13 protein-coding genes are annotated in these 16,667 nt (G+C 73.2%); 7 read left to right on the plus strand and 6 right to left on the minus strand.

The window, feature by feature from the left end; all coding sequences use genetic code 11:
* Positions 1-13: 13 nt before the first annotated feature.
* On the minus strand, positions 14-943 hold the full coding sequence (locus CUT44_RS18715; protein WP_233221485.1) for an ABC transporter permease: 930 nt from the start codon (positions 941-943) through the stop codon (positions 14-16).
* Positions 933-1,994 carry an ABC transporter ATP-binding protein gene (locus CUT44_RS18720; protein WP_100203014.1) on the minus strand — a complete coding sequence of 354 codons (1,062 nt, stop codon included), beginning with the start codon at positions 1,992-1,994 and terminating at the stop codon, positions 933-935. Before CUT44_RS18720 ends, CUT44_RS18715 begins: the two co-directional genes overlap by 11 nt.
* A 208-nt stretch (positions 1,995-2,202) precedes the next feature.
* On the opposite strand from CUT44_RS18720, the gene CUT44_RS18725 reads away from it, so the two are divergent.
* The 7 genes from CUT44_RS18725 to CUT44_RS18755 all read left to right on the plus strand — a co-directional run bounded on the left by CUT44_RS18725 (position 2,203) and on the right by CUT44_RS18755 (position 8,706).
* The gene (locus CUT44_RS18725) at positions 2,203-4,098 is read left to right on the plus strand and encodes an SDR family oxidoreductase (RefSeq protein ID WP_100203015.1); all 1,896 of its coding nucleotides are present in this window, start codon (positions 2,203-2,205) and stop codon (positions 4,096-4,098) included.
* Positions 4,099-4,144: 46 nt separating this feature from the next.
* Positions 4,145-4,693 (plus strand): RNA 2'-phosphotransferase, encoded by a 549-nt coding sequence (locus CUT44_RS18730; protein WP_100203016.1) that lies wholly within the window; start codon positions 4,145-4,147, stop codon positions 4,691-4,693.
* Positions 4,694-4,767: 74 nt separating this feature from the next.
* Positions 4,768-5,676, plus strand: a complete 909-nt coding sequence (locus CUT44_RS18735; RefSeq protein WP_100203017.1) for an LLM class flavin-dependent oxidoreductase — start codon at positions 4,768-4,770, stop codon at positions 5,674-5,676.
* 50 nt (positions 5,677-5,726) lie between these two features.
* Positions 5,727-5,975 carry a type II toxin-antitoxin system CcdA family antitoxin gene (locus CUT44_RS18740; protein ID WP_100203068.1) on the plus strand — a complete coding sequence of 83 codons (249 nt, stop codon included), beginning with the start codon at positions 5,727-5,729 and terminating at the stop codon, positions 5,973-5,975.
* Positions 5,972-6,373: a PIN domain-containing protein gene (locus CUT44_RS18745; protein WP_100203018.1), complete on the plus strand. Its 402-nt coding sequence runs from the start codon at positions 5,972-5,974 to the stop codon at positions 6,371-6,373. The genes CUT44_RS18740 and CUT44_RS18745 overlap by 4 nt, the downstream gene beginning before the upstream one ends.
* Positions 6,374-6,461: 88 nt before the next feature.
* Positions 6,462-7,340, plus strand: coding sequence for an HAD-IIB family hydrolase (locus CUT44_RS18750; protein WP_100203019.1), 879 nt, complete (start codon positions 6,462-6,464; stop codon positions 7,338-7,340).
* Positions 7,341-7,758: 418 nt separating this feature from the next.
* Complete coding sequence (locus CUT44_RS18755; protein ID WP_233221486.1) at positions 7,759-8,706, plus strand: aldo/keto reductase; 948 nt, start codon at positions 7,759-7,761, stop codon at positions 8,704-8,706.
* 60 nt (positions 8,707-8,766) lie between these two features.
* Here CUT44_RS18755 and cydD read toward each other — a convergent pair whose 3' ends face one another.
* The 4 genes from cydD to hisC all read right to left on the minus strand — a co-directional run bounded on the left by cydD (position 8,767) and on the right by hisC (position 16,321).
* Positions 8,767-12,534, minus strand: a complete 3,768-nt coding sequence (gene cydD, locus CUT44_RS18760; protein WP_100203021.1) for a thiol reductant ABC exporter subunit CydD — start codon at positions 12,532-12,534, stop codon at positions 8,767-8,769.
* The gene (gene cydB, locus CUT44_RS18765) at positions 12,531-13,562 is read right to left on the minus strand and encodes a cytochrome d ubiquinol oxidase subunit II (RefSeq protein ID WP_100203022.1); all 1,032 of its coding nucleotides are present in this window, start codon (positions 13,560-13,562) and stop codon (positions 12,531-12,533) included. The genes cydD and cydB overlap by 4 nt, the downstream gene beginning before the upstream one ends.
* 8 nt (positions 13,563-13,570) lie before the next feature.
* Positions 13,571-15,079 (minus strand): cytochrome ubiquinol oxidase subunit I, encoded by a 1,509-nt coding sequence (locus CUT44_RS18770; RefSeq protein WP_100203023.1) that lies wholly within the window; start codon positions 15,077-15,079, stop codon positions 13,571-13,573.
* Positions 15,080-15,241: 162 nt separating this feature from the next.
* Complete coding sequence (gene hisC / locus CUT44_RS18775) at positions 15,242-16,321, minus strand: histidinol-phosphate transaminase (RefSeq protein WP_100203024.1); 1,080 nt, start codon at positions 16,319-16,321, stop codon at positions 15,242-15,244.
* Between the last annotated feature and the right edge of the window lie 346 nt (positions 16,322-16,667).

Raw genomic sequence — 16,667 nt, forward strand, 5'->3', positions numbered from 1 at the left:
ATGTACTGGCTCATCACAGCGCCTTGCGGTACCGGCGCATCAGCGCCGCCCAGCAGCCCGCCACCAGGGCGACGAGGACCAGGACGTAGACGGCCGCGGCGGCGGCGGACGGCTCGTGTCCGCCGGGGAAGCCGGAGACGGCGCCGAGGAAGACCGACTGGAAGCCGTCGAGCAGCGAGGTCGGGGAGGCCAGCCCCAGCCACGGGACGGCGCCCTGGGCCTCCTGGACCTCGGCGATCGCCTGGACGGTGGTGACGGCGAAGTACGGGATGGTCAGCACGGCGATGATCGCGGCGACGCCGAAGCCCCGGCGCGGGGTCAGGGCGGCCACCAGCAGACCGACCCCGGCGTAGACCACCGACATCAGCGCGTTGGCCGCCAGTCCCTGCAGGAAGCCGGTGGTCTGGTCGGCGAAGTCCAGCTTGGCGAGCAGGGCGCCCGCGTACATGATCACCAGGGGCGCGGTGGTGAACAGGAAGAGGGCCGCGGCCATGGCGGCGTACTTGGCCGCCACGTAGTCGACGCGTTCGATGGGGCGCGAGAAGTACAGCGGGACGGTGCGGAAGCGCAGGTCCAGGGAGACCGACTGGGGTGCCTGGGCGGCGAGGTAGAGGCCGATGACCGGCTGGAGGGCCAGCCAGTACTGGGTGTAGTCCATCTCCAGCTCGTCGGCGCCGGTGGCCACCGCGACCGCCACCAGGATGCCCGCGGGCAGGACCATCACGGCCAGCAGGATGAACGGCAGCACCTTGGACTTCGCCGAGCGGCCCAGGCCGTACGCGCCGCGCAGGGACTGGATCAGCAGCGAGCGGCGGGCGTAGGACCGGCCCAGCCGGGGGCCGTCGTAGTGGCGGTAGCCGATGTTGTGGATGCTGGCGTCCGCGCCGGGCGGGACGGTGGCGGCGCCGGTCGTGGCCGCCTCGGGCGTCGTGTCAGGCCGCATCGGTGCTGCCCCCCTTCTGGACGGTCTCGGTGGCGGCGGGGGTGTCGGGAGCACCGGGGGTGCCGGGCTGCGGCGAGTTCTGGAAGACCTCGGCGATGCGGTGCCGGCGCTGCTCCATGCGGACCAGGCCGAGTCCCAGCCCGGCGACGGTGTCGCGGACGGTGTCGTACACGGCGTCCGCGGCGTTCCCGGCGTCCCCGGCCTCCTCACCGCTGCCGGCCGCCTCGACCAGCAGGACGTGCCCGGCACCGGGCAGCCCCTCGCCGGCCGCCCCGGCCGGCGCCACGGTCAGCCCGGCGGCGGTGAGCGCCTCGCGCAGGGCGGTGGTGCCGTCCGGATGGGTGTCGGTGTCGGTGACCTCGACCGCGAGGGTGGCGGTGCGCTGGGTGTAGTCGGCGGTGGCGGAGGAGCGCAGCAGCTTCCCGCCGTCGATGACGACGACGTGGTCGCAGGTGCGCTCCAGCTCGCCCAGCAGATGGGAGGTGACCAGGACCGAGATGCCGAAGTCGGTGTGGACACGGCGGATCAGGTCCAGCATGTCGTCGCGGCCGACCGGGTCGAGGCCGTTGGTCGGTTCGTCCAGGAAGACCAGCTTCGGGTCGTGGACCAGCGCCTGGGCCAGTTTGACCCGCTGCTTCATACCGGTCGAGTAGCCCCCGATGGGCCGGTAGCGCTCCTCGTACAGGCCGACGTGGCGCAGGGTGTCGGCGGTGCGCTCCCGGGCGGCGTCGGCGGGCAGCCCGGACATCCGCGCCATGTGGACGACGAACTCGGTCGCCGACACGTCGGGCGGCAGGCAGTCGTGCTCGGGCATGTACCCGACGCTCTCCCGGATCTCGGCGCCCCGGTCGGAGACGTCGAGGCCGAGTACGGACGCGGTTCCCTCACTGGCCGGGGAGAGCCCCAGCAGGATTTTGATCAGGGTCGACTTACCCGCGCCGTTCGCACCCACCAGGCCGGTCACGCCCGGCGTGATCCTCATGGTGAGCCGGTCCAGCGCGGTAACCCTCGGGAACCTCTTGCTGAGGTTTTCGGTCGCGATGACAGTCACAGGTCGACCGTAGTGGTGCCGTGAAGGGTTCACGTCACCCCGGGGGCGTGGATGTGCCTCGTACCGGAGAGGGAGGCGCCCCTAAGGGAGATCTGCCCGGGGGATGGCCACGGCGGCCCGCCGTCCGCCGGTGTCACCGCACGGAGAGCGGATACCCGGACAAGCAGGACGTTCCGGTGCCGTGCGGCGCCGGCGGGAGGAGACAGCGATGACGGCGGACACACCGGCGGGCACGGCGGCGGCTCCCGCGGGCGTACGGGAACGCTGGGTCGACGGGGACGGCGCACGGCTGCGGGTGGCCGAGCTGGGCACCCCGTCGGCACCGGACGGCGGGCGCCGCCCGACGGTGCTCCTGCTGCACGGCTACCCGGACACCAAGGAGCTCTGGCTGCCGGTCGCCGAGCGGCTCGCGGACCGCTGCCACGTGGTGCTGTACGACATGCGCGGCTGCGGCCGGTCCACCGCCCCCGAGCCGCTGCGCGGCGGCTTCACCCTGGAGAGGCTGACCGGCGACTTCCTGGCGGTGGCGGACGCGGTCAGCCCGGACGCCCCGGTGCACCTGGTGGGGCACGACTGGGGGTCGATCCAGGGCTGGGAGTTCGCCACGGTGGAGCGGACCCGCGGCCGGATCGCGTCCTTCACCTCGATCTCCGGTCCGTCCCTGGACCACCTGGGGCACTGGTTCGCCCGGCGGCTGACCCGGCCCGGCCCGCGCCGGGCCCTCCAGGCGCTCGGGCAGGGCGCCCGGCTCTCCCACGTGTGGGCGATGCAGGTGCCCGTGCTGCCGGAGGTGGCCTCGGGCGTGCTCTGGCCCGCCCTGGCCCGGCGCCGGGCCGCACGCGCCGCCGACGGGTACGGCGCGCGGCGCGCGTACGGCGACGGGTACCCCACCGGCTCGCTGCCCGCCGACGCCGCGCACGGCGTCTGGCTCTACCGCGACAACCTGCCGGACCGGCTGCGCCGGCCGCGCGAGGACGCGTACGCCCGGGTGCCCGTCCAGGTGATCACCCTCACCGAGGACCCCTTCCTCTCCCCCGCCGTCCACGACGGCCTGGAGCGGTGGGCGCCGCGCCTGGTGCACCGGGCGCTGCGCGCCGGGCACTGGGCGCCGCGCACCCGGCCCGACCAGCTGGCCGACTGGATCGGCGCGTTCGCCGGGAGCGGCGCGGACCGCGCGCCCGGCGGACGCGCCGACACCCGCGCCGACTCCCGGGCCGGCGTCCCGGCCCTGGCACCCGTACGGCACCGGGCGCGCGATCCGTACGCCGAGCACTTCGGCGGCCGGCTGGTGCTGGTCACCGGCGCGGCCCGGGGCATCGGCCGGTCGACGGCGCTGGCCTTCGCCCGGGCCGGGGCCCGCGTCGTCGCGGTGGACATCGACGCCGAGGACGTGGCGCGCACCGCCGAGCACGCCCGGCTCACCGGCGCGCCGCGGGCGTGGGCGGAGGTCGCCGACGTCTCCGACGGGCAGGCGATGGAGGAGCTCGCCGAACGGGTGGCCCGGAACTGCGGCGTGGTGGACATCCTGGTCAACAACGCCGGGATCGCCGCCGCCGGACCGTTCCTGGAACACAGCGCGGACGACTGGGCGGCGGTGCTCGGCTCCAACCTGTGGGGCACGATCCACGGCTGCCGGCTCTTCGGGCGGCAGATGGCCGAGCGCGGGCAGGGCGGCCACATCGTCAACGTCGTCTCCTGCGCCGCCTACGAGCCCACCCGCGCCCTGCCCGCGTACTGCACCTCCAAGGCGGGGGCGCTGATGCTCAGCGAGGTGCTGCGCGCCGAACTGGCCGGGGAGGGCATCGGAGTGTCGGCGGTCTGCCCCGGTGTCGTCAGCACCTCGATCCTGGACGACGCCCGTTTCCGGGGCCTCGACGCCGAGGAGCGCGAGCGCCGCCGCAAACGGGCCTACCAGGTGTACCGGATCCGCCGGTACTCACCGGAGAAGGTCGCCGACGCGGTGCTGCGGTCGGTGGTGCGCAACCGCGCGGTGGTGCCGGTGAGCCTGGAGGCGCGGGGCGGCCTGTGGCTGTCCCGGCTGGCGCCGCCCCTGCTGCGGGCGTTCGCCCGGATCAACGTGCGGGCGTCGGCCGCCCGGTCCTGAACAAAGGAGGTGCGCGGCGCCGGGACGCCGGGCACCCTGTCCGTCCATGGACGAACGGCGCATGAAGCGCGTCTCGAAGTACCTCTCCCGGCACCTGCGGCACGACCCCGGGCGGATCGGCCTGACCCTGGACGCCCAGGGCTGGGTCGCCGTCCCCCACCTGCTGGAGGCCGCCGCCCGCCACAACGTCCGCCTCACCCGCGAGGAGCTGGCCGAGGTGGTCGCCGGCAACGACAAACGGCGTTTCACGCTCGACGCCGAACGGGACCTCATCCGCGCCTGCCAGGGGCACACCGTCGTGGTGGACCTGGGTCTGCCGCCCGCCGAGCCGCCCGCGTACCTCTACCACGGGACGGTCGGGCGGAACCTGGCGGCCATCCGCCGGGACGGCCTGCGGGCCATGGCGCGCCACGACGTCCACCTCTCCCCCGACCGGGAGACCGCCGCCGCCGTGGGGGCGCGGCGCGGGAAGCCGGTGGTGCTGCCGGTGGACGCCGGGGCGATGCACCGGGACGGGCACGAGTTCCGGGTGAGCGCCAACGGGGTGTGGCTGGTGGCGCACGTACCGCCGGAGTACCTCCGGCTCCCGGGCTGACCGCGTCCGGGCCCCCTCACCGGCCGCCCGGGGCGGGGACCTCGGGAACCCTGAGCCGCCATAGGCTCGGAGGTATGAGCAGCCTGCGTCTGAGCACCGTGATCCTCCCCGTCCACCGCTGGCACGAAGGCGCCCGCGACCAGTGGACACGCGCCGAGGAGCTGGGCTTCCACACCGCCTACACCTACGACCACCTCTCCTGGCGCGTCCCGTTCCGCGACGGGCCGTGGTTCGGCGCGCTGCCCACCCTCACCGCCGCCGCGACGGCCACCTCCCGCATACGGCTGGGCACCCTCGTCACCTCGCCGAACTTCCGGCACCCGGTGACGCTCGCCAAGGAGCTGATCTCCCTGGACGACATCTCCGGCGGCCGGGTCACCCTGGGCATCGGCGCCGGCGGCAGCGGCTTCGACGCCACCGTCCTCGGCCGGGAGGCCTGGACGCCGCGCGAACGCGCCGACCGCTTCGCCGAGTTCGTACCGCTGCTCGACCGGCTGCTGGCCGAGGACGCGGTCACCCACCGGGGCACCCACTACTCCGCCGACGGGGCCCGCAACATCCCCGGCTGCGTCCAGCGCCCCCGCCTCCCCTTCGCGGTAGCCGCCACCGGCCCGCGCGGCATGCGGCTCGCCGCCCGGTACGGCCGGGCGTGGGTGACCACCGGCGACCCGAAACTGACCGAGGAGGGCACCCCGGAGCAGTCGGCGGCGGCCCTCCACGGCCAGCTCAAGAAGCTCGAAACGGCCTGCTCGGACACCGGCCGGAACGTCGCCGAGCTGGACAAAGTCCTGCTCACCGGCTTCACCCCCGAACGCGGCCGCCCGCTGGAGTCCCTGGACGCCTTCGTGGACTTCGCCGGCCGCCACCGGGAGCTGGGTTTCACCGAGCTCGCCGTCCACTGGCCGATCCCCGACTCCGGCTTCGCCACCGACCAGCGCGTCTTCGAACAGATCGCGACAGAGGCCCCGCGCCAGCTCCTCTGAACCGGATCTTTCACCCCGCTCGGGGCGCATATCGCAGTATGCTTCCTTCCATGACCGACACGACACGCATCACCGTCACGCTTCCGACCGACCAGGTGACCGAACTGAGGAAACTCACGGACAACGTCTCCGGCTATGTAGCCGCAGCGGTCGCCCGGCAGATAAGGCACCAACTCCTCGGCGCCGACCTGCAGAGGTATCAGGAGGAACACGGAGCCTTCACCGAGGAGGAAATGAACGAGGCTTTCGCCAAGATCTTCGGCGGCACGGAAACCGAGGGACCGGCGAGCGCGGCTTGAACAGGCACGTCGAGACCGCGGTCCTGGACTCCCAGGGGCTCTCTGCCTGGATCTCCCAGGAACGAAAACTGCTCACCATGGTGCAGGCCTTCCACAGGATGGGCACCGACCTGGTCGTCTCCGCCAACACCATCGTCGAGGTCAGCCACGCACGGGTGAGCATGCCCCGGTTGCAGTGGACACTGTCCCGGGTCAGAGTGGAACCGGTGACCGAGCGAGCCGCCAGGGAGGCGGCCAGACTCCTGAAAGATGCCGGCCTCCACGGACACAAGTACGCCATCGACGCCACCGTCGCGGAGGCGGCGTTGCGCCAGCCCGGGCCCGTCGCGGTGCTGACCTCCGACGTGGACGACATGACCCGGTTGTGCGGCCACCGGGCCCAGATCATCGGGGTCTGACTGTCCGTGTCCATCCGGTTCCGGATGCGTTCGCCTCCTGTCTCATTCGGGCACCTTCATGCACGGCTGTGCGCGCATATGCGGGAGTATGGTGACCGTGACTCCTGCCCAGGACCTCCCGGCCACCCGCCCGCGCCTGATCGCCACCGATCTGGACGGCACCCTGCTGCGCGACGACAAGTCCGTCTCCGACCGCACGGTCGCGGCGCTCGCCGCCGCCGAGGAGGCCGGGATCGAGGTCTTCTTCGTCACCGGCCGCCCCGCCCGCTGGATGGGCGTGGTCAGCGACCACGTCCACGGGCACGGCCTGGCCATCTGCGCCAACGGCGCCGCCGTGGTCGACCTGCACCGCGGACGAGAAGTGGTGCACGTACGGGAACTGCTGCCCCCCACCGCCCTGTCGGTGGTGAAGGAGCTGCGGACGGCGGCCCCGGAGACGAGCTTCGCCGTCGAGCGGACCGCCGGCATCCACTACGAGCCCCTCTACCCCCAGTTCCACCTGGACCCCGGCGCGGTGGTGGCCCCGGTCGAGGAACTGCTGGCACCGGCTCTCGAGGAAGACCACGGACCGGTCCTGAAACTCCTGGCCCACCACACCGGGCTGACCCCGGACGACTTCCTGGACACCGCCCGCACCGCGGCGGGCCACCACGCCGAGTTCACCCGCTCCAGCCCCAGCGCGCTGCTGGAGATCAGCGGCCCCGGCGTCAGCAAGGCGTCCACCCTGGCGCTGTGCTGCGAGCGACGCAACGTCGCGCCCGAGGAGGTCGTCGCCTTCGGCGACATGCCCAACGACCTGGAGATGCTGACCTGGGCCGGCACTTCGTACGCCATGGCCAACTCCCACCCCGCCGTACTGGCCGCGACCACCCACCGCACCGCCGGCAACGAGGACGACGGGGTGGCCGCCGTCATCGAACGGCTGCTGGACCTGCCGTCGGCGATACGGCGGCCCGGAACCGCCTGAACGAGCGGCCCGGGGCCGCTCCCCCCGCCGACCCTGCGCGGGCCGCACGACGCACACCGGCCCCACCCCCGCATCCTGCCGGGCCCCCGCGGTGCCCGTCGGACCCGCACCCACCAGCGCGCCGGACCACGCGACGCCCGTCGGACCCGCACCCGGCAGCGAGCGGGAGGGGACGGGGAGGGGCGGCCGTTCCGGACACTCAAGCGTGATTTGTGGCCAATGGATGGGTGAGGAAACGTGTTGCGGCAACGGCCGTAAATCATGCCGTCCGGAATGGCCGCCCCGGACCGGCCCCGACCCCCGCACGCACCGCACCCGCACCCCACCCGCACCCCGTGCACCCACCGCTTGCCCTGGAGCGCGCTCCAAGCCCCACCATGAGGTCCGCCAAGCGCACCGCACGACGAGAGGACCACCGGTGAGCGCACCGTACTTCGCCCTGGGCACCATCGACTTCGGCACCCGGCTGGACGCGACGGCGTCCATGGAACTGCTCGACCGCTTCGTCGAGCGCGGCGGCCAGTGGCTCGACACGGCCAACTGCTACAGCTTCTGGCTGGACCCCTCCGGCACCGGCGGCCAGAGCGAGACCGTGATCGGCGACTGGCTCGCCGCCCGGCCCGGCATCCGCGACCGGGTGCTGATCAGCACCAAGGTCCGCCAGCAGCCCACCGTGCCCGGCGACTGGCCGGACTCCGCCGAGGGACTGTCCGCCCCCGCCATCCGCCGGGGGCTGCACGAGAGCCTCCGGCGGCTGCGCACCGAGTGGATCGACCTGTACTGGGCGCACGCCGAGGACCGGAGCGTGCCCCTGGAGGAGACCGTCGGCGCCTTCGGCGAGGTGGTGGCGGACGGCCTCGCCCGCCGGCTCGGCGCCTCCAACCACCCCGCCTGGCGCGTCGAGCGCGGCCGGGCCGTCGCCCGCGAACTGGGCGTGACGGGCTGGACGGCCGTGCAGCAGCGCTACTCCTACCTCCAGCCCCGGCCGGGCGTCGTCCTCCCCGAGGACGGGCACATGCACGCGACCGAGGAGTCGCTCGACTACGTGCGCAGCGAGCCCGGGATGGACCTGTGGGTCTACTCCGCGCTGCTGTGGGGCTCCTACACCCGCGCCGGCACCGACAAACCGCTGCCCGAGCACTACGAGCACCCCGGCACCCGGCGACGGCTGGCCGTACTGCGGGAGATCGTCGCCGAGACCGGCGCCACCGCCAACCAGGTCGTCCTGGCCTGGCTGGCCGGGGGCGACCCGGCGATCGTCCCGATCGTCGGGGTGAGCCGGACCGGGCAGCTGGACGAGGCGTTCGAGGCGATGGAGCTGCGGCTGAGCGAGGAGCAGCGGGGCCGCCTGTCGGCGGCGGCGTAGCGGCGGGGGGCGCCCGCCACACGGGGCGACCCGCCTCGCGGGGCGACCCGCCTCGCGGCGTCACCCGACCGCCGTGGTCAGCGCCCCCTCCGTGGCGCGCTCCCGCTCCAGCATCGCCCGGAACGGCCCGTCCAGCGCGGCCAGTTCCGCGTACGGCCCGCGCTGGACCGTACGGCCGCCGTCGAGGACGAGCACCTCGTCCACCGCGTCCAGCCCGGCCAGCCGGTGGGTGATCAGCACGGTGGTGCGGCCCTCGGTGGCGGTCAGCAGGTCGGCGGTCAGGGCGTCGGCGGTGGCCGTGTCCAGGTGCTCGGCGGGCTCGTCCAGCACCAGGACCGGGAAGTCGGCCAGCAGCGCGCGGGCCAGGGCCAGCCGCTGGCGCTGACCGCCGGAGAGCCGGGCGCCGAACTCGCCGACCAGGGTGTCCAGGCCCTCGGGGAGGGTGGCGGCCCAGGTGTCGAGGCGGGCCGCGGCCAGGGCCGCGTGGAGTTCGGCGTCGGTGGCGGTGGTGCGTGCCAGGCGGAGGTTCTCGCGCAGGGTGCTGTCGAAGATGTGCGCGTCCTGGGCGCACAGGCCGACGAGGCGGCGGACGTCGTCGGAGGCCAGGGCGGTGGCGTCGGTGGCGGTGGCCGAGTCGGCGCCGAGGGTGTAGCGGCCGGCGACGGGGTCGAGGAAGCGCAGCAGGACGTGGGCGAGCGTCGTCTTGCCCGAGCCGGAGAGACCGACGACCGCGACCCGCCGTCCGGGGGTCAGCCGCAGGTGCATGTCCTGGAGGGCGGGGCGGTCACCGGGGTCCTGGCCCGGGTGGCGGGCCGTGACGCCGTCGAGCACCACGGGGAACGCGGCGGCGGGCGCGGGCGCGGGTACCGGGTGCTCCGGCTCGCGTACGGGCGCGGGGGCGTCGGTCACCTCGTGGACGCGTTCGGCCGAGCGGCGGGCCCGCTGCCGGTGCTGGGCGGCGAGCGGCATCCCGGTGACCGCCTCGAACGCGGCGAGCGGGGTGAGGACCACCACGGCCATGAGGAGGCCGTCCAGCCGCCCGGTGTGCACGGCGGCGGCGCCGAACCAGGCGGCGGCGGTGACGGTGAGGCCCGTGGTCAGCGCCGTCAGGCCGCCGCCGAGGGCGGTGACGGCGCTGCTGCGGGCGGCGATGCGGGTGAGGGCCGCGTCGGCGGCCCGTACGGCGGCCAGGCGGCGGGGCAGCGCACCGGCGACGGTCAGTTCGGCGGTGCCGGTGAGCAGGTCGACGGTGCGGGTGGTGAGGGTGCCGCGGGCGGGGGCGAGCTGCCGCTCGGTGCGGCGGGCGACGGCGGCGGCCAGCGCGGGGACGGCCACTCCGGCGGTGAGCAGGCCCGCGGCGAGGGCCAGTCCGGCCTCGGGGAGCAGCCAGGTGGTGAAGCCGGTGGCGGCGAGGGAGACGGTGGCGGCGACGGTGGCGGGGAGCAGCCAGCGCAGGAAGTAGTCCTGGAGGGCGTCGACGTCGGCGACGAGGCGGGTGAGCAGGTCGCCGCGGCGGGTGCGGCGCAGTCCGGCGGGGGCGAGGCGTTCGAGGCGCGTGTACACGGCGACGCGCAGGTCGGCCAGGACGCGGAACACGGCGTCGTGGGAGACGAGGCGCTCGGCGTAGCGGAAGACGGCTCGGCCGATGCCGAAGGCGCGGGTCGCGGTGACGGCGATCATCAGGTACAGGACGGGGGGCTGCTGGGAGGCACGGGAGATCAGCCAGCCGGAGACGGCCATGAGGCCGATCGCGCTGGCCAGTGCGAGGGCGCCGAGTACGAGCGCCAGGGCGAACCGGCCCCGGAGGGGGTGCGCGATCTCGCGGACCCGGGCGAGGGTGCTGCGCTGTGCGGGTGCGGGTGCGGGTGCGGGTGCGGGTGCGTCCGTGGGGGCGGGCGCGGGTGCGGGTGCGTGCGTGGGGGCGGGGGCGGTGCGTGCGGGGGTCGGGGCCGGTCCGGGGCGACCATTCCGGACGGCATTATTTACGGCCGTGGACGTGACACGCTCCTGATCCGCCCATTGGCCGCAAATAACGCTTGAGTGTCCGGAACGGCCGCCCCTCCCCGTCCCCTCCGGCACGCTGCCGGGTGCGGGTCCGACGGGCGTCGCGGGGTCCGGCGCGCTGCCGGGTGCGGGCTCGCTGCCGTCTGCGGGTTCGGTGGGTGCCGGGTGGTCCGGTGTGCCGATGGGGACGGGTGCGGGTCCGGAGGGCGCTGCGGCGGCGGAGCCGATGCGGATCACGCGGTCGGCCAGGGGGAGCAGCGCGGGGCGGTGGACGACCAGGAGGGTGGTGCGGTCGCGGGTGAGGCGGGCGATCGCGTCGACGACCTGGGCCTCGGTGGCGCCGTCGAGGGCGGCGGTCGGTTCGTCGAGGAGGACGATCGGGCGGTCGGCGAGGAAGGCGCGGGCCAGGGCGACGCGCTGGCGCTGGCCGGCGGAGAGACCGGTGCCGTTCTCGCCGAGGAGGGTGGTGGGGCCCAGGTCGGCCGCTCCGGCGTCGTGGAGGGCCCGGAGCACTTCGGCGTCGGTGGCGTCGGGGCGGGGGAGGCGGACGTTGTCGGCGATCGTCCCGGCGAACAGGTGGGGGTGCTGGGGGACCCAGGCGATCTGGGAGTGCCAGGTGGGCGGGGCGAGGGTGGTCAGGTTTGTGCCGTTGACGAGGATGCGGCCGGTGGTGGGGGGAGTGAGACCCAGGAGGGTGCGGAGGAGGGTGGTCTTGCCGCAGCCGGAGGGGCCGGTGAGGGCGATGGTCTCGCCGGGGCTGATCGTGAGGGTGGTGGGCGGGAGGGAGTCGGTGGTGCGGCCCTCGTGGCGGACGGTGAGGCCGTCGAGGGTGAGGGTGGCGGTACGGGCGTCGGGGGCGGGGTGCGTGCCGGGGGTGGGGGGTGCTGTTTCGAGGAGGGTGAAGACCTCGTCGGCCGCGGAGAGGCCTTCGGCTGCGGCGTGGTAGTGGGTGCCGACCTGGCGCAGCGGGAGGTACGCCTCGGGGGCGAGGATCAGGATGACCAGGCCGGTGTGGAGGTCGAGTTCGCCGTGCACCAGGCGCATGCCGATGCCGACGGCGACGAGGGCCACGGAGATGGTCGCGAGGAGTTCGAGGACGAAGGAGGAGAGGAAGGCGATCCGCAGGGTGCGCAGGGTGGCGCGGCGGTAGTCGGCGGTGATGACGCGGATGTTCTCGGCCTGGGCCTTGGCGCGGCCGAAGACCTTGAGGGTGGGCAGGCCCGCGACGACGTCGAGGAAGTGGCCGGACAGGCGGGTGAGCAGCCGCCACTGGCGGTCCATGCGGCTCTGGGTGGCCCAGCCGATCAGGACCATGAAGACCGGGATCAGGGGGAGGGTGGCGGTGATGGTCGCCGCCGAGATCCAGTCGTCGGTGAGGATCCGGGCGATGACGGCGACGGGGACGACGACGGCGAGCGCCAGTTGGGGGAGGTAGCGGGCGAAGTAGTCGTCGAGGGCGTCGATGCCGCGGGTGGCGAGGGTGGCGAGTTCGCCGGTGGACCGGGCGGGGCCGAGGGCGGTGGCGTGGGCCAGGAGGCGCAGGCGGAGTTCGGACTTGACCGCGGCGGAGGAGCGGTGGGCGGCCAGTTCGGTGAGCCAGGAGACCAGGGCCCGGCCGAGGGACACGGCCGCGAGGAGGAGCAGGGGGGTGGTGAGGGCGGTGGGGGGTGTGCGGTGCTGGAAGGCCTCGGTGATGACTTCGGCGATGAGTACGGCCTGGGCGATGACCAGGCCCGCTCCGGCCAGCCCGAGGGCCACCGCCGCGGCGAGGAAGCCGCGGGTGGTGCGGGCGTACCGGAGCAGGCGGGGGTCGACGGGCTTCATGCGCGGGTCGGTTCCTGCTGCTGGGGGTGGGTGTCGGGGGCGATGTGCTGGGTGCCGATGCGCTTGCGGAAGACCCAGTAGGTCCAGCCCTGGTAGAGCAGGACGAGGGGGGTGGCCAGGACGGCCAGCCAGGTCATGATCGTCAGGGTGTAGGGGGTGGAGGAGGCGTTGGTGACCGTCAGGCTCCAGGCCGGGTTGGTGGTGGAGGGCATGACGTTCGGGTAGAGCGCGAGGAAGAGGGTCGCGACGGCGGCCACGATCGTCACGCCGGAGAGGGTGAAGGACCAGCCCTCGTGGCCGACGGTGATCGCGCGGATGGCGAGGAGGAGGGCGACGGCGGCGGCGGACGCGGTGAGGAGGGTGGTCAGGTCGCCGCGGTCGAGCTGGGTCCAGCCGAGGAAGGCGACCGCGAGGACGGCGGTGGCCAGGCCGAGGCGGACGGCGAGGGCGCGGGAGCGGGCGCGGATGTCGCCGACGGTCTTGAGGGCGGTGAAGACCGCGCCGTGGAAGGTGAACAGGGTGAGCGTGGTGAGGCCGCCGAGGAGGGCGTAGGGGGTGAGGAGGTCGAGGACGCCGCCGGTGTACTCCTTGTCGGCGTCGATGGCGACGCCGTGGACGATGTTGGCGAAGGCCACGCCCCACAGGAAGGCGGGGAGGAGGGAGCTCCAGAAGATGGCGTGCTCCCAGTTGCGCTGCCAGTTCTCCTCGGGGCGCTTGGCGCGGTACTCGAAGGCGACGCCGCGCACGATCAGGCAGACGAGGATGAGGAGCAGGGGGACGTAGAAGCCGGAGAAGAGGGTGGCGTACCAGTCGGGGAAGGCGGCGAAGGTGGCGCCGCCGGCGGTCAGCAGCCAGACCTCGTTGCCGTCCCAGACGGGGCCGATGGTGTTGATCAGTACGCGGCGCTCGGCGCGGTCGCGGGCCAGCAGCCGGGTGAGGACGCCGACGCCGAAGTCGAAGCCCTCCAGGAAGAAGTAGCCGGTCCACAGGACGGCGATGAGGACGAACCAGATGTCGTGGAGTTCCATGGGAAACCTCAGTAGGAGAAGGCCATGGGGCGGTCGGCGTCGTCCTTGTCGCCGCCGATCCGGGTGGGCGGGTTGAGGTCGGCCTCCGTGAGTTCGGGGGGTCCGGCCTTGACGTACTTGGCCAGGAGCTTGACCTCGATGACCGCGAGGACGGCGTAGAGGGTGGTGAAGACGGTCATCGAGAGGATCACTTCGAGCTGGGAGACGCCGGGGGAGACGGCGTCGGTGGTGCGCATCAGGCCGTAGACGACCCAGGGCTGGCGGCCCATCTCGGTGAAGATCCAGCCCCAGGCGTTCGCCAGGAGCGGGAAGCCGAGGGTGAGGAAGGCGAGCTGCCAGTAGCGGCGGGTGAGGGTGGGGCCGAGGGTCCGCTCGCGGGTGAGGGCGAGTGTGGGGACTTCGTCGGGGGTGGTGCGGTGGCGTTCGGCCAGCCAGAAGCGGCGGCGGGTGAGCCACAGACCGGCCGCGCCGAGGGCGAGGGAGGCCATGCCGAAGCCGATCATCCAGCGGAAGCTCCAGTAGGCGACGGGGATGTTGGGCCGGTAGTCGCCGGGGCCGTACTGCTCCTGGAGGGCGGCGTTGGTGTCGTTGATGCCGGGGACGGGTGAGTCGAAGTCGCTGTGGGCGAGGAAGGAGAGCAGGCCGGGGATCTCGACGGCGACCTTGTTGTGGCCCTCGTCCACGTCGCCGTAGGCGAAGACGGAGAACGGGGCGGGGCCCTCGGTCTCCCACAGGGCCTCGGCGGCGGCCATCTTCATCGGCTGCTGCTCGTACATGATCTTGGCGAGGTGGTCGCCGCTGGCGGCGGTGAGCGCGCCGGCCGCCACCATGGTGACCAGGCCGAGGCGGAGCGAGGTCCGCATCACGGGGATGTGGCGGCGGCGGATCAGGTGGTAGGCGGCGATGCCGACCAGGAAGGCGCCGCCGGTGAGGAAGGCGGCGGTCATGGTGTGGAGGAACTGCGCCACGGCGGTGTTCTGGGTGAGCACGGCGAGGAAGTCGGTCAGCTCGGCGCGGCCGGACTCGGCGTTGATGCGGTAGCCGACGGGGTGCTGCATCCAGGAGTTGGCCGCCAGGATGAAGTAGGCGGAGAGCACCGTGCCGATCGAGACCATCCAGATGGTGGCGAGGTGGATCTTCGGGGGGAGCCGGTCCCAGCCGAAGATCCACAGGCCGATGAAGGTGGACTCGAAGAAGAACGCGATCAGCGCCTCGAAGGCAAGGGGGGCGCCGAAGACGTCGCCGACGAAGCGGGAGTAGTCGGACCAGTTCATGCCGAACTGGAACTCCTGCACGATGCCGGTGACGACGCCCATCGCGATGTTGATCAGGAAGAGCTTGCCCCAGAACTTCGTGGCCCTCAGGTAGACGTCTCTGCCGGTGCGGACCCAGGCCGTCTGGAGAACGGCGGTGAGGGCGGCGAGCGAGATCGTCAGGGGGACGAAGAGGAAGTGGTAGACGGTGGTGATGCCGAACTGCCACCGCGCCAGGGTCTCGGGCGCCAGAGCCAGGTCCACGGCACTCTCCAAGGATGCGGACGGGTGTGAGGTGGCACACAACTTTGTGAATGCGTTCACATTCACAAGAAGTATGACTCAGCTATGTTCGTGCCTCCAAACCGGGGGTGGGAGGACACGAACGTCCCTGTTGGGAGGGCCTTTGGTCCCGGGTGGCGGGGCTTACGGCTCCTGGCGGAAGCTCTCCGCCGTCCGCAGGAAGAGGTCGTTGGCCGCGGCCTCGCCGATCGTGACCCGGGCCCCCTCGCCGGCGAAGGGACGCACCACCACGCCCGCCTTCTCGCAGGCCGCCGCGAAGTCGGCGGTACGGTCGCCCAGCCGCAGCCAGACGAAGTTCGCCTGCGTCTCGGGCACCGTCCAGCCCTGGGCCCGCAGCTCGCGCAGCACCCGCCCGCGCTCGGCGACGAGCGCGTCCACCCGCTTGAGCAGCTCGTTCTCGCTGCGCAGCGAGGCGACCGCCGCGTCCTGCGCGATCTGGCTCACCCCGAAGGGCACCGCCGTCTTGCGCAGCGCCGCGGCCACCGGCTCGTGGGCGACCGCGAAACCGACCCGCAGGCCGGCCAGGCCGTACGCCTTGGAGAAGGTGCGCAGCACGCACACGTTGGGACGGTCGCGGTAGAGCTCGATGCCGTCGGGGATCCCGGGGTCGCGGACGAACTCGCGGTACGCCTCGTCCAGGACGACCAGGACGTCGCCGGGGACCCGGTCCAGGAAGCGTTCCAGCTCGGCGCGGCGGACGGCGTTGCCGGTGGGGTTGTTGGGGGTGCAGACGAAGATCAGCCGGGTGCGGTCGGTGACGGCGTCCGCCATCGCGTCCAGGTCGTGGTCCTCGCCCCCGGTCAGCGGCACCCGGACGGAGGCCGCGCCGGAGATCTGGGTGATGATCGGGTACGCCTCGAAGGACCGCCAGGCGTAGATCACCTCGTCGCCGGGACCGGCGGTGGCCTGCAGCAACTGCTGGGCGACGCCGACGGAGCCGGTGCCGGTCGCCAGATGCGTCACGGGCACCTCGAAGCGGTCCGCCAGCTCCGCCAGAAGGGCGGTGCAGGCCATGTCCGGATAGCGGTTGAAGGAGCCGGCCGCGGCGGTGGCGGTCTCCAGGACGCCGGGCAGGGGCGGGTAGGGGTTCTCGTTGGAGGACAGCTTGTAGGCCCGCGGGCCGCCGGGGGCCGGGGGACGGCCGGGCTTGTAGGTGGGGATCCCGTCCAGCGCCGCGCGCAGCTTGGGGGCCTTCTCCGTCATGGCAGGTCCTCCGTGAGTTGTTGGACGGCCCCGGAGGGCCGGGTCGTGGAGCGGCCGTGCCGCCGCTCGTACCGCTATTGCTGCACACCATAGGAGGATTCCCGGGGTCCGCGTACCTCCCCCATGGGCGCTTTTTTGCGAGCGTGCGCGGGTGGCGCGCGCCGTGGCGCGCGTCACTCGTGGAGGTGAGTTGAGACAGCTTTGAGACATCCGGGGTTCTGCTGGAGCAGACGCCGAAACAGCTGCAGAAACGATGGGTTAATCCTTCAACTACCGCCTCTTCCAAGGTCGTTACCGCAGTCACGGCTTGCAGAATCGTCTCTTCACCCCCTCCCCTGTGAGCTCC

Origin of the sequence: Streptomyces carminius (assembly GCF_002794255.1) — a bacterium.
Classification (GTDB): domain Bacteria; phylum Actinomycetota; class Actinomycetes; order Streptomycetales; family Streptomycetaceae; genus Streptomyces; species Streptomyces carminius.

Bases quoted from the DNA above. Each gene is read 5' to 3' on its own strand.
- CUT44_RS18715 (WP_233221485.1), bottom strand. From the start codon at position 943: ATGCGGCCTGACACGACGCCCGAGGCGGCCACGACCGGCGCCGCCACC.
- CUT44_RS18725 (WP_100203015.1), top strand. From the start codon at position 2,203: ATGACGGCGGACACACCGGCGGGCACGGCGGCGGCTCCCGCGGGCGTA.
- CUT44_RS18730 (WP_100203016.1), top strand. From the start codon at position 4,145: ATGGACGAACGGCGCATGAAGCGCGTCTCGAAGTACCTCTCCCGGCAC.
- CUT44_RS18735 (WP_100203017.1), top strand. From the start codon at position 4,768: ATGAGCAGCCTGCGTCTGAGCACCGTGATCCTCCCCGTCCACCGCTGG.
- CUT44_RS18740 (WP_100203068.1), top strand. From the start codon at position 5,727: ATGACCGACACGACACGCATCACCGTCACGCTTCCGACCGACCAGGTG.
- CUT44_RS18750 (WP_100203019.1), top strand. From the start codon at position 6,462: ATGGTGACCGTGACTCCTGCCCAGGACCTCCCGGCCACCCGCCCGCGC.
- cydD (WP_100203021.1), bottom strand. From the start codon at position 12,534: ATGAAGCCCGTCGACCCCCGCCTGCTCCGGTACGCCCGCACCACCCGC.
- cydB (WP_100203022.1), bottom strand. From the start codon at position 13,562: ATGGAACTCCACGACATCTGGTTCGTCCTCATCGCCGTCCTGTGGACC.
- hisC (WP_100203024.1), bottom strand. From the start codon at position 16,321: ATGACGGAGAAGGCCCCCAAGCTGCGCGCGGCGCTGGACGGGATCCCC.